Annotated in this window: 16 protein-coding genes; 5 read left to right on the forward strand and 11 right to left on the reverse strand. The window is 44.8% G+C overall.

All coding sequences use genetic code 11. The annotated features are described in order from the left end of the window. The first annotated feature begins 4 nt into the window (after nucleotides 1-4). Nucleotides 5-400: a hypothetical protein gene (locus tag M1D94_RS15720; RefSeq protein ID WP_456270280.1), complete on the forward strand. Its 396-nt coding sequence runs from the start codon at nucleotides 5-7 to the stop codon at nucleotides 398-400. Nucleotides 401-438: 38 nt separating this feature from the next. Here the strand turns inward: M1D94_RS15720 and lcfB are convergent, their stop codons facing one another. The 4 genes from lcfB to M1D94_RS15740 all read right to left on the reverse strand — a co-directional run bounded on the left by lcfB (nucleotide 439) and on the right by M1D94_RS15740 (nucleotide 4549). Then, a complete protein-coding gene (gene lcfB / locus M1D94_RS15725) occupies nucleotides 439-1980 on the reverse strand; it encodes a long-chain-fatty-acid--CoA ligase LcfB (RefSeq protein ID WP_187002153.1) in 1542 nt (513 codons plus the stop codon). Between the two features lie 117 nt (nucleotides 1981-2097). Next, nucleotides 2098-2742: an SDR family oxidoreductase gene (locus tag M1D94_RS15730; RefSeq protein ID WP_101501953.1), complete on the reverse strand. Its 645-nt coding sequence runs from the start codon at nucleotides 2740-2742 to the stop codon at nucleotides 2098-2100. Between the two features lie 64 nt (nucleotides 2743-2806). Beyond that, nucleotides 2807-3802, reverse strand: coding sequence for a lipoate--protein ligase LplJ (lplJ, locus tag M1D94_RS15735; protein WP_014479356.1), 996 nt, complete (start codon nucleotides 3800-3802; stop codon nucleotides 2807-2809). A gap of 12 nt (nucleotides 3803-3814) precedes the next feature. Next, nucleotides 3815-4549 (reverse strand): MBL fold metallo-hydrolase, encoded by a 735-nt coding sequence (locus M1D94_RS15740; protein ID WP_003233185.1) that lies wholly within the window; start codon nucleotides 4547-4549, stop codon nucleotides 3815-3817. 157 nt (nucleotides 4550-4706) lie between these two features. Here M1D94_RS15740 and yhfH point away from each other — a divergent pair, with 157 nt between their 5' ends. Both yhfH and gltT read left to right on the forward strand, forming a co-directional pair. Then, nucleotides 4707-4841 (forward strand): protein YhfH, encoded by a 135-nt coding sequence (gene yhfH, locus M1D94_RS15745; protein WP_003244802.1) that lies wholly within the window; start codon nucleotides 4707-4709, stop codon nucleotides 4839-4841. A 270-nt stretch (nucleotides 4842-5111) separates the two neighbouring features. Next, on the forward strand, nucleotides 5112-6401 hold the full coding sequence (gene gltT, locus M1D94_RS15750; protein WP_003245579.1) for a glutamate/proton symporter GltT: 1290 nt from the start codon (nucleotides 5112-5114) through the stop codon (nucleotides 6399-6401). 36 nt (nucleotides 6402-6437) lie between these two features. Here gltT and M1D94_RS15755 read toward each other — a convergent pair whose 3' ends face one another. Both M1D94_RS15755 and M1D94_RS15760 read right to left on the reverse strand, forming a co-directional pair. Continuing rightward, the gene (locus M1D94_RS15755; protein ID WP_169037400.1) at nucleotides 6438-6845 is read right to left on the reverse strand and encodes an ASCH domain-containing protein; all 408 of its coding nucleotides are present in this window, start codon (nucleotides 6843-6845) and stop codon (nucleotides 6438-6440) included. A 12-nt stretch (nucleotides 6846-6857) separates the two neighbouring features. Continuing rightward, complete coding sequence (locus M1D94_RS15760) at nucleotides 6858-7898, reverse strand: M42 family metallopeptidase (protein WP_014479351.1); 1041 nt, start codon at nucleotides 7896-7898, stop codon at nucleotides 6858-6860. 137 nt (nucleotides 7899-8035) lie between these two features. Here M1D94_RS15760 and M1D94_RS15765 point away from each other — a divergent pair, with 137 nt between their 5' ends. Further along, nucleotides 8036-8227 carry a hypothetical protein gene (locus M1D94_RS15765; protein ID WP_003245634.1) on the forward strand — a complete coding sequence of 64 codons (192 nt, stop codon included), beginning with the start codon at nucleotides 8036-8038 and terminating at the stop codon, nucleotides 8225-8227. Between the two features lie 83 nt (nucleotides 8228-8310). Here the strand turns inward: M1D94_RS15765 and M1D94_RS15770 are convergent, their stop codons facing one another. Beyond that, nucleotides 8311-9087, reverse strand: a complete 777-nt coding sequence (locus M1D94_RS15770) for a YhfC family intramembrane metalloprotease (RefSeq protein WP_326243206.1) — start codon at nucleotides 9085-9087, stop codon at nucleotides 8311-8313. 128 nt (nucleotides 9088-9215) lie between these two features. Between M1D94_RS15770 and fabHB the strand changes: the two genes are divergently transcribed. Beyond that, complete coding sequence (gene fabHB / locus M1D94_RS15775; protein ID WP_003233200.1) at nucleotides 9216-10193, forward strand: beta-ketoacyl-ACP synthase III FabHB; 978 nt, start codon at nucleotides 9216-9218, stop codon at nucleotides 10191-10193. 41 nt (nucleotides 10194-10234) lie between these two features. On the opposite strand, the gene M1D94_RS15780 is transcribed toward fabHB, so the two are convergent. From M1D94_RS15780 to hemH, 4 genes are all read right to left on the reverse strand, one after another. Beyond that, nucleotides 10235-12562 carry a YhgE/Pip domain-containing protein gene (locus M1D94_RS15780; protein WP_124073100.1) on the reverse strand — a complete coding sequence of 776 codons (2328 nt, stop codon included), beginning with the start codon at nucleotides 12560-12562 and terminating at the stop codon, nucleotides 10235-10237. A gap of 70 nt (nucleotides 12563-12632) precedes the next feature. Continuing rightward, on the reverse strand, nucleotides 12633-13208 hold the full coding sequence (locus tag M1D94_RS15785) for a TetR/AcrR family transcriptional regulator (RefSeq protein WP_014479348.1): 576 nt from the start codon (nucleotides 13206-13208) through the stop codon (nucleotides 12633-12635). Between the two features lie 146 nt (nucleotides 13209-13354). Continuing rightward, complete coding sequence (gene hemY / locus M1D94_RS15790; protein WP_085186350.1) at nucleotides 13355-14767, reverse strand: protoporphyrinogen oxidase; 1413 nt, start codon at nucleotides 14765-14767, stop codon at nucleotides 13355-13357. Nucleotides 14768-14781: 14 nt separating this feature from the next. Next, nucleotides 14782-15714, reverse strand: a complete 933-nt coding sequence (gene hemH, locus M1D94_RS15795; protein ID WP_014479346.1) for a ferrochelatase — start codon at nucleotides 15712-15714, stop codon at nucleotides 14782-14784. Between the last annotated feature and the right edge of the window lie 22 nt (nucleotides 15715-15736).

Below are 15736 nucleotides of genomic sequence, written 5' to 3' on the forward strand. Positions count from 1 at the left end.
GCAAATGAAAAAAATAGTGGCAGCCATCGTGGTAATCGGTCTTGTGTTTATAGCATTTTTTTATCTTTACAGCCGATCAGGCGATGTGTATCAATCGGTAGACGCGGATTTGATCACACTGTCTTCAAGCGGCCAGGAAGATATCGAGATTGAAAAAAGACAGCACGTCAAAGATATGCTGGATATTATGAATCAGGGAAAACAGGTGAAGACAGAAAAAACATCAGCCCCTGATTACGAAGGGACAATCAAGTTTCATAAAGACCGGTATGACTCATTCAGACTATGGATTGACGACAGCCTGCAAGCCGTTTTTTTGAAGGATGGCACATACTACAAATTAAGCAAAAATGATACAAAGGCGCTGCTAAATATTATTAAAAAAGAAGCAAAGGATTGAAAATGAAAAAGCGAAGCTAACCGCTTCGCTTTTTCATTTTATTGGGGCAAAATATCTCTCAGTGCCCGTCTGAGCATTTTCCCCGTCGCATTTTTCGGAATATCGTCAAGAAACGTAATGGCGGCAGGCCGCTTGTATTTTGCCAGATGCTTTTCGCAGTGCTGCATGATGTCCTCCTCTGTTACCCCAGAGCGTTTCGGCACCACATATCCCTTTACCGCTTCCCCGCTTTGGGGGTCCGGCACGCCGATGACAACCGCCTCCTTGACGTCCGGATGGCTGTACAGCACCTCCTCCACCTCCCGCGGATACACATTGTATCCTCCTACAATGATCATGTCTTTTTTCCGGTCAACAATGTAAAAATAGCCGTCCTCATCCCGTCTTGCCAAGTCCCCCGTATAAAGCCACCCGTCTTTTAATGCATGCTCTGTTTCCATCGGCATTTTATAATAGCCCTTCATCACATTGGGGCCTTTCACGATCAATTCGCCGACCTGGTGAGCGGGCAGCTCGCGTCCGAGCGGATCTACGACCTTGTTTTCGACATGTAAGATACTTGTCCCGATGGAGCCCGGCTTTCTGCCCCTGTCAAATGGGTTAAAGCACGTGACGGGTGATGCTTCCGAGAGCCCGTAGCCTTCCAAAATGGTAACACCGAATTTTTCTTCAAACGCCGTCAGCAACGCGACTGGCATGGACGCGCCTCCCGAAATGCACAGCCGGATCGAAGAAAAATCATCTTTCTTTCCGTTTTCATGCTGAAACAAGTAGTTATACATTGTAGGCACACCGGCAAAAATGGTCGCCTGCTGCTGCTTAACAAGCTTAAAAACAGATGCCGGACTGAATTGAGGCTCAATCAATACAGTTGCGCCGCTCATCAGCGGTGCATTCATACAGACGGTTAAACAAAACACGTGAAACATGGGAAGAGCGCAGACCACATTGTCCCTCTCATCCATTCCCAAATAGCCTGCGACATCGTTGGCATTGCTGTACAAATTCTGATGTGTCAGCATCGCGCCTTTCGGTTTTCCAGTCGTTCCTGACGTATATAAAATAACCGCGGTATCATCAGGGACAAGTTCTTGGTTTTGTTTAGCGGCAGATGTCGGCCGCAATATTTTTGCAAACGTTGTCATTTTCATCCTGACCTCTGGGTCCGCAGCTTCCGGCTCGGCCTCCCCCGTCTGGCATAAAATGACGAGCTCAACCTTTGGCAGCGACTCATGCATGCTCTCATAAAGCGGCAAAAGCTGGCTAACGCCCACGATTGCCTTTACATCGCCATTTGTCAGCATATAACCAATTTCTGTCGGCGTGTACAACGGATTGATGGGAACAACCACGATCCCAGCTTTTAAAGCGCCAAAAAACGCGATGATAAAATCAGGCGAATTGCCAAGCAGCAAAGCTAAATGGTCCCCTTTCTCCATACCGGCTTCCTGAAGGCCGTCCGCAAACCGCTGAATATATTCATTCAGCTCTTGATACGTCATCATGTGATCTTTAAACCTGCATGCGATGCTGTCGGGCTTCTCAGATGCTGTTTCTTCCAATTTTGAAACAAGATTCATTCTCCCACCCCTTAAAGTGAATGAATAGTCATTCATTATTGAAGCCAAGCTTTCTCCTCCATTATAGAGAAACAGAAAAAAACACTCAAGAGCAAAAAGCCCTGAGTGTCAGTACTGTCATAGTTTCTTCAATGCTTCGGCAATCGGCGTATCTCCTTCTGTCAGATCAAAGGCCCGATTTTCCGTATTCTTCTCATCTAAAGAAGCAATGACCGTTTTTGCAACGTCATCACGGGAAATAAATCCCCGCTCAAGATCCTTCGCTGCTGAAACAGTTCCCGTTCCAGGCTCATTGCGAAGGCCTCCCGGACGGATAATCGTATAGGTTAAACCGCTCGCTTCCAGAATTTTATCAGCATAATGCTTGGCCACATAATAAGGCTTGAGTGCCTCATTCCAATTTTCACGGTGATGGGCTTGCAGGGCGCTGACCATAATAAACCGTTTGATTCCGGCAATGGCCGCAGCTTCAATGGCTTTTGCCGCTCCATCAAGATCCACCAGCAGTGTTTTATCATAGCCTGTGCTGCCGCCGGAACCGGCTGTGAAAATGATCGCGTCACAGCCTTTTGCCGCAGCGGCGATTTCTTCCGGGCTGCCCTCCAGATTCGCAAGCACAGCTTCTGCACCGGCAGCTTCAAGAGACGCTTTCTGTTCTTCTTTTCTGACCATCGCTCTGATGGAATGATCAGGATTATCTTGGAATAAAGAGACGAGTCTTTGCCCGATTTGTCCGTTCGCTCCGATTAAAAACACTTTCATGTGAATCCCTCCTGCCTCCATTATTTCAAAAACACAACCGCTCTTTCAAACGATGTGTTTTGCCTTAATAAATCAGATCAAGGAAATCCTCTTTCGTAATGTTCCCAAAGTAATGCTTGAGATTCACACCTTCGAGCACATCAGCGATGACGCTGCGTTCGTATTGTTTTCCGACCAGCAGGTTTTCAATTTCAGATACATCACCGACACCGAAGAAATCTCCGAAGATTTTGCAGTCCTCGATTTTGCCTTTCTTGACTTCCAGGCGCAAATCGATCGATCCAACCGGATAACGCTTCGAATGATTAAGGTTAAATTTTGGTGAGCGGCCGTAGTTCCAATCCCAATTCTGATAGCGCTCTTTCGAAATTTGATGAATGGTCTCCCAATCTTTTTCCGTCAGCTTATACTCCGGCACGTTTCCAATGTCGTTTGTGTTAAAAATATGGCGAAGCAAATGGCTGCGGAATTCTTCGGTGGTCATTTTATCATCGAGAAACTCACTGATGTTTGCCACTCGGCTTCTGATCGATTTGATGCCTTTTGATTCAATTTTATCCTTTTTCACCTTTAATGCTGATACAACATGATCAATGGCTGAATCAAACATGAGGGTGCCGTGGCTGAAAATACGGCCTTTCGTTGCAAACTGAGCGTTTCCGGATATTTTCCGGCCATCCACTACAATGTCGTTCCGGCCGCTTAATTCAGCTTCAACCCCAAGCTGATGTAACGCCTGAATCACCGGCTCAGTGAATTTTTTAAAGTTATGAAAGCTGTCCCCGTCATCCTTGGTAATAAAGCTGAAGTTCAAGTTCCCCAGATCATGGTACACAGCGCCCCCGCCTGATAAACGGCGGACGACGATAATCCCGTTTTCCTCAACATATTTTGTATTGATTTCTTCTATTGTATTTTGGTTTTTCCCAATGATAATAGACGGTTGATTCACATAAAAGAGCAAATATTGCTGTTCAGGGTCTAAATGCTTTACACAGTACTCCTCGATAGCAAGATTGATCCGCGGATCATTGATATTTTGATTGTCTATAAATAACATGGTGCTCCTCCTTTATCCTTCCCACACAAAACCTGATTTCGCAATATTCACTTCTCCGTTAAAAACGGTTTTCGCTTCTTTGCGAAGGTTGTCATGCACGCCAAAATGCGGCAAATGGGTCAGCAGCAGTTCTCCCGCTCCCGCTTCTTTTGCAATGCGCCCGGCTTCCAGGCTGTTCATATGGCCTGCACTTGTTCCGTCTTGATCGGCATAAAAATTGCATTCTGAGATCAATAAATCAGCATCTTTCGAAAACGGTATAAATGAATCCTGATAGCTGGAATCAGCAGTATAAACGACAGTGTGGCTGCCGTCAGTAATCCGCATGGCATAGCACGTCACCGGGTGAATCGTTTTTAAAAAGGTGATCGTAAACGGACCGGCAGTCAGCGGCTGATCCGGCTGATAGGCGATCCCTTTTGTATGTGTTTTATATGTAAGCTTTTGAAACTGTTCTATATCAGCATCATGTCCGTAAATCGGAAGCGTATGCTCTCCTTTGCCGAGAAACGAACCGACTTGCTTGGCAAATTGCAGCGGCCCGATATCAGCGATATGGTCATGGTGATAATGAGACAGAACGACCGCATCCAGCTTTTCCGCCGGCACATATCCGAACAGCTTAGACAAAACGGCACTGCCGCAATCAACAAGCAGAGAGTAATCACCTGACTGAAACAAATAGCCTGACGTCGCTTCATTTGCGGCCGGAAAACCGCCATAGCATCCGATAACTGTAACTTTCATAATGTCCTCCTATCTTTTCAAAAAAATTGATCCTCCTTCAATATACCCATTTTTCTTGAAAAAAGCATGTTTTAAACATTGTATCAAAACAGTTATTGATTTTTGTAATCTGTTATATTACAATGAAATCACTACAAAGGGGAAAGAGGGATTGGTTATGCTGGGGAAAATCACAGAATTTTTTAGAAACCTGCCTTCGAAAAAGTGTGCGGAATGCGGAAAAAAGATAGAAGAGCAGCATGAGTGTTATGGTAATATCTGCAATGACTGTATAAAAGTAAACGATTTGTAATGAGCGAAAATCCCGCGCCTTACGCGTGGGATTTTCTTATTTTTTCACATATCTCTTAATTTTGAAATAATAGTCAGGTTAGGTCAAAGCTCACCTGTTTTTAGATAATTCTGGTGATTATCATAATGTCATTGAATATTCTTTATTTTCGAAATATAATTTACTATAGACGAATTGATTTCTTATCTATTATAATTTGATCTAATAGTGAGATTAAATATATGTCTATTCATGATATATGTTGATACTTTGTTTTTTGGGAGGTAATCTATGAAAAGAATTAAGTTTGGATTAGCCACACAAATATTCGTTGGACTTATTCTAGGTGTCATTGTTGGCGTCATTTGGTATGGCAACCCAGCATTGCCTACTTACCTGCAGCCAATCGGGGATCTCTTTTTACGCTTAATCAAAATGATAGTGATTCCTATTGTTGTCTCCAGCTTAATCATCGGTGTAGCCGGTGCAGGAAATGGAAAGCAAGTCGGTAAATTAGGCTTCAGAACGATTCTGTACTTCGAGATCATCACGACTTTTGCCATTATTCTCGGACTAGCCCTTGCAAACATCTTCCATCCGGGTACAGGAGTTAATATACACGAAGCTCAAAAATCGGACATCAGTCAATATGTTGAAACTGAAAAAGAACAAAGTAATAAATCAGTGGCGGAAACGTTCCTCCATATTGTGCCGACAAACTTCTTCCAGTCATTGGTCGAAGGGGATCTTCTAGCCATCATCTGCTTTACAGTACTATTTGCATTGGGTATTTCCGCGATCGGTGAAAGAGGCAAGCCTGTATTAGCCTTTTTTGAAGGTGTATCCCATGCCATGTTCCACGTTGTAAACCTTGTGATGAAAGTGGCGCCATTCGGCGTTTTCGCTCTTATCGGAGTGACTGTGTCTAAATTCGGACTCGGTTCTCTTATCTCTCTCGGAAAGCTCGTCGGATTGGTTTATGTCGCGCTTGCTTTCTTCTTAATTGTTATTTTCGGGATTGTCGCAAAAATTGCCGGCATCAGCATCTTCAAGTTCCTTGCTTACATGAAGGACGAAATCTTACTGGCGTTCAGTACGTCCAGCTCTGAAACGGTTCTTCCGCGCATCATGGAAAAAATGGAGAAAATCGGATGTCCGAAAGGCATTGTTTCATTTGTCATTCCGATCGGTTACACGTTTAACTTAGACGGTTCCGTTCTCTATCAATCTATTGCCGCACTCTTTTTAGCACAGGTATATGGCATTGATTTGACGATTTGGCACCAAATTACGCTTGTGCTCGTCTTAATGGTGACATCCAAAGGGATGGCTGCCGTGCCTGGTACTTCTTTTGTTGTCTTGCTTGCAACGCTTGGCACCATCGGCGTTCCGGCTGAAGGACTTGCCTTTATTGCCGGCGTAGACCGCATCATGGATATGGCACGTACAGTTGTCAACCTGACTGGTAACGCGCTTGCTGCCGTTGTGATGTCTAAATGGGAAGGCATGTTTAATCCTGCGAAAGCAGAAACTGTTATGTCCCAATCGAAAACAGAACAAAACGCAACCATTTCTGGTTAATGAAAAGCCTGCGGGGTTCTTGCCCCGCAGGCTTTTTTAATCTTTAACAAGCACAAACAGTTCTGTAATCAAAACAGTATCCTCATTCAGCTCCAGTTCACCGCTTTTGATCAGTTCCGCCCATGCCATCCGATGATCCTCTTGAAACTCCTCAATTCGATCTCCATTGCCCTCTCCTTTGACTAACCTCATATCAGGCGCACAAAAGGTGGTTTCAAAGACATCTGTCACTTTTATATTGCATCTTGGATTGTCATGTTTATCATAAACGGTAACAAGCTGACCCGCTGTTTGATAAACGTCCCTCAATTCATCTTTTGAATACAATGATTTCGGCGCGCACGTGGCGGTTTTTTCTCCGGCAAGGATCTGCTGAATCAGCTGTTCTCCCAACCCATCATCACCTTCCCAGCCGAATGTGCTTTTCAGCTTATAAATCTTCATTGGTCCTCCCCCTTATACCATTGGTGACTGTACATAGTAATACAGAAGCTTAGCGGTATGGCGAAGAGATGATTTATGGGTGCGTTCAAATGCATGGGAAGCGTCAATTCCCGGCCCTATGAGGCCATGCACAATATCATGCCCGGATTTGATCGCTGCTGATGCATCAGACCCGTAGTACGGATATATATCAAGCTTATAGTCAATATGATGCTTCTCGGCTAATTGAACTAAATGCTTTCTGAGCTGATAATGATACGGCCCGCTCGCATCCTTCACACAGATTGATACTGAATATTCATCTGTCGCCTGCCCGTCACCGATAGCGCCCATATCAACCGCCAAATATTCAACTGTTTCAGGAGGAATATTCGAATTCCCGCCGTAACCGATTTCTTCATTATTGGAAATAAGAAAATGGGTTGTATACGGCAGCTCAATGTCTTCTGTTTGAATTTCATGAATTAAGCGGAGCAATAAGGCGACGCTTGCTTTGTCATCCAAATGGCGCGATTTAATAAATCCGCTTGATGTGATCTCGACACGTGGATCAAACGACACAAAGTCTCCGACGCCAATGCCAAGCTCCTCCGTATCTTTCCGGCAGTGAACAGGTTCATCTAGGCGGATCTCCATATTCTCTTGATTCCGCTCAGCCTTTCCCGCGTCTTTGTATACGTGCACAGACGTTTGATGCATTAAGATTGTGCCTGTGTACGTTTTTCCTGAGGCGGTTTCAATTTGGCAATACTCCCCCTCAATCGAGTTGTAGCGGAACCCGCCGATTAAATCGATTTTCAGCCGGCCGTCCGCTTTAATTTCCTTTACCATAGCGCCGAGGGTGTCAACGTGCGCAGTCAGCATGCGATGCCGGGATGTGTCGCGTCCTGGAAGCGTTGCAATTAAGCCTCCCTTGTGGTTCCGAACCGTTTCTACCTTCCATTCTTTTAAAAGGCTTTCAATATAATTGATCACCTCATATGTATTTCCTGTCGGGCTTGGGATCGATACCAGTTCTTTAATGAGCTCCATCGTTTTACGTACGGACGTCATAGGGCATTCCTCCTTTTATATTCTACTTAAAATATACTCTTTTCCCGAGGGACCCGTCCAATCTTTTCCTATCAATCTCTCATATGCTGTAGAGAGCATGGGAAGAGGAGGGATTTCTATGTGCTGTCGTCATTCACATGAACAGAAATGTCGTTGTCACGATTGGTTCGATGATTTTTGGTTCTTTGACGAGTGGTTCGATAAAGATTTCCACGACCATTGCAAGAAAAAGAAAGAATGCCATGACCCTTGCGAGAAGAAGAAAAAGAAACACCATTGTTTCTCTTGTAAAAAACACAGACATTCTTGCTGTCATTGCTAAAGACTGAATCAGAAATATTCTGATGACCCATGCTTAATGAATATTTCCATTCACATTTTTCCAAGCGGGCATTGCTGCTGCTTGGACCTTTTATTGAAACACCCTTTTTGCTTTTACAATCCAATAAACTGATAAAGCCGCTATAAGAGCAATAATGATTTCAACAGCTGCAGCATGCTCTATGATTCCTCTCTGATATAAAACCGCCGGTACATTAAACAGTGCATGTAAAAGAATAGAATACAACAAAAACAGCGGCCGGCGGCTTTTAACCGCGTACAAAACAAGCAGAGACAGCCCAATTTGGACGGCAATGGCACTGATTCTTTCTATTCCGCCCAGCATCCATTCATACGAAGGAGTATGCAGCAGCTGCTCCTGTATCGGCATAAGCGCCTGTTTGACGTCGCCATTGACCAAAAGCTGTTCAAACGTCCCGCTATTGATTGCAAATGCGTATACAATAAGTGAGATAGAGGACAAGCCTGTAATCAGGATGGCTTCAAGCCCGCCATGGCCTGCCCCGAAAGCCAGACCATCCGCCCAGGTATGATGGCGCTTCATAAAAAATCGCATCATCATATACCTTCCGCACTCCTCAAAAATTCCGGCCATCAAGCAGCCGTAAATGCCATACCATAATGGATGTTGCATCGCTTCTTTCGTCATTTCATTCACTTGCAGTACATAAACATGAACGCCGCCTTCCAGCAGCTGAGCGAAGACAAAAAACGTGAGAGCGCCAATAAAAAACACTTTAAGCGAGGCGCCATACTGTCGCTTAAACCATACAATCAGCCCGATTGGCAACAGAAACGCAATAGCCCCGGATAATGCCAAAAAGACTACTGCTTCTTGACTGACCATTTTTCAGCCTCCTTTTTCTTTTTCATAGATTCCCTATTCTACACTTCTCTTTTTTTGTAAAAAAACCTTCTTTTTAGTACCAGATACTAATATCTAGTGTTATAATCTGACCATAAGGAGTGATTCATATGTCAAAAGCAAAAATTACAGCTATCGGCACCTATGCGCCGAGCAGACGTTTAACCAATGCAGATTTAGAAAAGATCGTTGATACCTCTGATGAATGGATCGTTCAGCGCACAGGAATGAGAGAACGCCGGATTGCGGATGAACATCAATTTACCTCTGATTTATGCATAGAAGCGGTGAAGAATCTCAAGAGCCGTTATAAAGGAACACTTGATGATGTCGATATGATCCTCGTTGCCACAACCACATCCGATTACGCCTTTCCGAGTACGGCATGCCGCGTACAGGAATATTTCGGCTGGGAAAGCACCGGCGCGCTGGATATTAATGCGACATGCGCCGGGCTGACTTACGGCCTCCATTTGGCAAATGGATTGATCACATCTGGCCTTCATCAAAAAATTCTCGTGATCGCCGGAGAGACGTTATCAAAGGTAACGGATTATACCGATCGAACGACATGCGTTCTGTTCGGCGATGCCGCTGGTGCGCTGTTAGTGGAACGAGATGAAGAGACGCCGGGATTTCTTGCGTCTGTACAAGGAACAAGCGGGAACGGCGGCGATATTTTGTATCGTGCCGGACTGCGAAATGAAATAAACGGTGTGCAGCTTGTCGGTTCTGGAAAAATGGTGCAAAACGGACGCGAGGTATATAAATGGGCCGCAAGAACCGTCCCTGGCGAATTTGAACGGCTTTTACATAAAGCAGGACTCAGCTCTGATGATCTCGATTGGTTTGTTCCTCACAGCGCCAACTTGCGCATGATCGAGTCAATTTGTGAAAAAACACCGTTCCCGATTGAAAAAACGCTCACTAGTGTTGAGCACTACGGAAACACGTCTTCGGTTTCAATTGTTTTGGCGCTCGATCTCGCAGTGAAAGCCGGGAAGCTGAAAAAAGATCAAATTGTTTTGCTTTTCGGGTTTGGCGGCGGATTAACCTATACAGGATTGCTTATTAAATGGGGAATGTAACAAAAAAAGAACTTGTTTCCAAGGAAACAAGTTCTTTTTCTTTATGAAGCCGGCTGTTCTTCTGATGATTCTTCCTTCCGGCTTAACATTGTAAAGTAAGTAATGCTTAGTGCAATCATGACGAGGGCGATGCCGATTAAGACGCCGGCCATCTGCCACATGTAGCCAAAGTCACCGTTTGAAATGACCGCTCTGAATCCGTTAATGCTGTAGGTCATCGGCAACGCGCCATGGATGACCTGATAGAAATTCGGGAGCAATTCAAGCGGGAAGGTTCCTCCGCTCGCTCCCAGCTGCAGCACTAAAATAATGACTGCGATAAAACGTCCAGGGTTGCCCATCGTGGTAGCCAAAAATTGAATCATCGCCAGGAAAGCGAGACTCGTAATGATCGTAAACACGTAAAATCTCCACGTGCTCTCTACCTCGAGACCAATTCCCAATAGAAGAACCGTCGCCACAATCAATGATTGAATGATTCCTACAAGCATCATGACATTGAATTTGCTGAAGAACCACTCAAAACCGTTTCTCGGACGTCCTGACGCTTCCTTCAGCGGGAAGACAACCGTCAGCATGATGCCGCCGACATACAAGCCCATTGACAGGATATAAGGTGTCAGCCCTGTTCCATAGTTAGGAACGGAATGAATGGCATCATCTTTGGTTTTAACCGGATCCGCAAACATGCCATATGTTTGATCATCAGCATCGATATCTCCTGTTTGGTCAGCCGCATCCTTCAGCTTACTAGACAGCTCTCCTGTGCCGTCCAATAGCTTGCCTAAACCTGTATCAAGTGATGCAGATCCGTCTGCAAGTTTTGATGATCCGCTTTGGACCTGTTTAGACCCGTCTAACAGCTTAAACAATCCGCCGGATACTTGGCTGCTTCCTGTCACCAATTGCTCTGAGCCCGCTTTTGCTTTTGCGAACTGCTTATTATATTCACCGATGCCCGCTGTCAGTTTATTTTGGTTTTCTGTCAGCTGCTGTGAACCATTGTATATCTTCTCAGATCCAGCAGTTAATTTGTCAATCGCATCTTGAGTGGCTTTTGCGCCATTATAAAGCTTAGAGGTAGCTTCCGGCAATGCCTTCACCTGGGCAACCTCCGCTTTCACATCTTCCAATGAGCTTTTTATCGTTGCGATGTCAGGCAGCTGATCAGCTGAAGGAAGCCCACTTAAAATTTCATCAAAATCAGGCGCATCAACTTTCGGAAGCTGCTTTTCAACAGAATTGATCAGCTGGCTTTTTTGCTCCGCTGTTAAGAAATCACTCGAGTTGATGAGATTTTTGAATGCCTGATCACGGTTTTTCAAGCTGTTTTCAAAGTCAGACAGCTGTTTTTTAAATTCCTTCATCGCAGTTTCTGACTTTTCCAGATTGTTCACAGCTGTTTCAAGCTGTGTTAAATCAAGCGCATTTATGAGTTTTTCCGCTTTTGCTGCTTTCTCCGACTCTTCTTGTGCTTTACTGTTGAGCTGATTCAGCCCGTTTGTAAGATCAGGTAAGCCCTGCTGCACCTTTTGAAGGCCGGCATTCAGTTCATTTAGTTTGCCCGTCAGCTTGCCTGATCCTGCTGCAAGTTGACCAGATTTATCATAAATCTGGTTGCTGCTGTCCTGGAATTTACCGAGCGAGCTGTCAAGTGATTGGATGCCGCTCGTCACCTGAGCCGCTCCATCTGCAAGCTGCGCTGTTTTGTCACTGATGGTAGCGGTGCTTTCCTTCAGCTTCGCCAGATTTTCTTTCAGCTGTGCGCTTCCGTTTTTCGCATCCTTTGTGCCGTCATCAATTTTTTTCGCGCCGCTGCTCGCGTCGCTCAAACCTTTTGCGATATCTTTAAAGTTATCAAAGATAACTTTCGTATATTGCTCGGTCACTTCTTTTGAAACAGAGGCTTTCAGTTTATCAATCGCTTTTTCGCCGATCGTTGCCCCTACATAGTTAGAACCTGCATTTGTGTGGTATTTCAGATCCAATTTTTTCGGATTTTTGTCTAATACAGTGCTGGCATTCTTAGAAAAATCCTCAGGAATCTCGACAACTAAATAATATTTTTGATTCAATAAGTCCTTTAACGATTGGTCGAGATCATTGGAAAAATGCCAATCAAAGTTGTTATTATCCTTTAATTCTTTGACCAGATCATCACCGATTTGAAGTTTTTCTCCTTCATACGTTGCTCCCTTGTCTTGGTTGACGACAACGACAGGCAGCTGGTCAACTGTGCCGTACGGGTCCCAATAAGCCTTTAAGAATACGCCGCTGTAAATAAGCGGGACAAACAAAATGGCGATGATGGGAATCAATAATTTTTTACTTGTTACGATGTCTTTCCACTGACTTCGTATTGTGTTCATCCTGATGCCTCCATTCTAAAACTGACTCATCATGAAAAATGGTCATTTTCTTGCAAAGAGAAAGGATTATCTAGTTCGCTGACAATCCTTTGACAACATACAATTCAAGCAGTCCCGCAATTGTCTCTTTATCAAGCGGGGGGTGTTGTTTTTCCCAGTCAAAAATGAGCGCGATATAAAGCTTCAGCATCACAAAGGCTGTCAGTTCAGGGTCGCACGGCTTGATTGCGCCGCTTTTGATCCCGTCTTCAATCTTACTTTTGATATAAGACAGTATGGCTCGCTCCATTTTCTGGATCACTTCCTGAACTGCCATTGTACCAATCTCGGCATTTTCTTGGAAAATTTTAATCGTCAGCTGATGTGTTTTCCTGAACTCCAGAATGGCAAACAGCGCTCTGTGCACATTTTCATGGAACGGAAGGTTCGGCTCCATCGCTTCATCCGCTTTTTGCTTCATTTCCTTTAATAAAGTAGTGAAAATCTCGTCAAACAGCTCTTCTTTGTTTTTGAAAAAAGTATAAATGGTTCCCTTCCCCACGTTCGCAAGTTTTGCGACAAGATCCATTGTCGTCGCTTTATACCCGAACTGCGTGAAAGACTTTGTAGCCGCCTCCAAAATGAGCTTTTTTCGATCTATTGACATTGTATTCACCTCGAAACTGACCGTTTGAACATTTTAGTCATTAAGTACATATGCAAATGTATCATAACCTGCTGTTCAATTCAATCATTTTTTTACACAATATTGTCATTGCACATCAAAAAAACCTCCGCGATAAAGCGGAGGTTTTAGCTGAATAAATAGGTAAGCGCGTCAGACACGGCAGCTTTTCCTTGATCAATGCAGTCGGGAATGCCGACACCTTCGAAAGAAGCGCCTGTCATATAAACACCCGGATACGCAGATGCAAGTGCTTCACGCAGCTCCTTGATACGCTGCTTATGGCCGACATGGTACTGCGGCATGCTTTCATGCCATCGGGTGACACATGTCATTTCCGGCTCGCCGTTTATGTTCATGACTTTCTTTAAGTCTTCTAACACAATGTTGATAATGTCATTATCTGATAGATCGACAATGGATTCGTCTCCAGCTTTTCCGACATATGCTCGAAGCAGCGTTTTGCCTTCCGGCGCTGCGTGCGGCCATTTTTTATTCGTCCACGTACAGGCTGTGATCGCAAAGTCACTGTTTCTTGAAATGACAAAACCCGTGCCCTCATGCTCCATTTGGACGGAGCCTTCAGGGAAACCTAAAGCGACGTTTGCCACGGATGTGGAGTGCATATTTTTCAAATGAGAAATGGCAGGAAGCTCAGAAAGCATTCCCGCAGCCGCTTTATGCGGAGCAGTCACAATTACTGAATCAGCATCAAGTGTGACGCCGTTATCCAGTTCGAGCGAATAGCCAGAGCCGCTATGGCTGAGTTTGGTCACTTTTGTGCCTTTATACACCTTCGTCAGCTTTAACTGCTTTTCGATCTCTTCTACAAGGGTCTGCAAACCGGTTGACAGAGTCTGGAACTGCCCTTGTTTTTTTGCCGTCAGCTGCTGGCCTGAGCCTTGAGGCCTTGTTTTTTTCATGCCGAGAATCAGGCTTCTATGCTTTTGTTCCGTCTGGTAAAATTGCGGGAATGTCGACATCAGGCTGAGCTTGTCAATGTCGCCTGCGTAGATCCCTGATAGAAGCGGCTCGATTAAGTTCTCGACCACTTCATCTCCGACACGTCTGCGGAAGAATTCTCCCAATGACTGATCATCCTTTGTTTTGCTTGCAGGCAGGATGAAATCCATAGCAGCTCTCGCCTTCCCGGACAAGGAAAACAGACCCGTAGAAACAAACGGCGCAATTTTTGTCGGTATCCCCATTACAGCGCCCTTCGGCATTGGATGCAGGGTGCGGTTTACAAGCACATAGGATTGTCCGGTCGCATTGTTGACAAGCAAATGCTCAAGACCTAAGTCTTTAACAAGCTGCGGGGCGCTTTTCTTTCGTTCCAGAAATGAGTCTGGCCCTCTTTCGATGATATAGCCGTCTTTCTGGACAGTCTGGATTTTCCCGCCGACTCTCGGACTTGCCTCAACAAGTGTCAGCTCAAGCGGCAGATTCTTTTCTTTGATTTCTTTTTCCATATAGAAGGCGGCGGCTAAACCGGTAATGCCGCCGCCGATGATGACTACATGTTTTTTGCCGTCACTCATGTTCATCGCCTTCTTTAACGTCCTAATTTTTTTAATACGACTGTTGCCAAAGCATCAATAAATTCAGGCTTGGCATTTGGCATTTCCGGCCGGTAATAGCTTGCGCCGATATCGTCAGTAACCACTTTGCATTCATAATCATTATCATAAAGCACTTCTAAGTGATCCGCGACAAATCCAACAGGAACATATACAAATGCTTGATAGCCTTTTTGTTCGAATAAATCACGTGTTAAATCCTGAACATCGGGTCCGAGCCAAGGATCAGGCGTGTTCCCTTCACTTTGCCAGCCGACAGCATATTCGGAAACGCCTGCGCCTTCAGCAATTAATTTCGCCGATTCATGCAGCTGGTCCGGGTACGGGTCTCCAAATTCTTTGATTTTTTCCGGCAGGCTGTGTGCGGATACGATGAGCATTGCGTTTTCTCTTTCATCCTCAGGCATTGACGCATATGTTTCCTTCACTCGGTCAACCCAATATTTCACGAACTTCGGTTCATCGTACCAGCTTTCAACTGACGTAATCGTTAAGCCGCCGAGTTTTTCAGCCTCTTCTTTGGCGCGTTTGTTGTAGGACTGAACGCTGAACGTGGAGAAATGCGGCGCCAGCACGATGCTGACTGCTTCTGTAATGCCATCCTTATGCATCTCTGCTACGGCGTCTTCAATAAACGGCTCGATATGCTTCAGTCCGATATACGCTTTAAACGTAATCTCATCCTGAATTTCATTCAAGTGCTGTTCCAGATTATGCGCCTGCTCTTCTGTGATTTTGGCAAGCGGTGAAATGCCGCCAATCGCTTCGTATCTGTCTTTCAAATCTTGAAGCATTTCAGGTTCAGGCTTTCTGCCTCTTCTGATATGTGTATAATAACGTTCAATATCTTCTTCCTTATAAGGCGTGCCGTACGCCATCACGAGAAGCCCCATTTTCTTTCTACTCACTGTTTACACCCTCTTTAATGAT

Source organism: Bacillus sp. JZ109 (assembly GCF_053903135.1).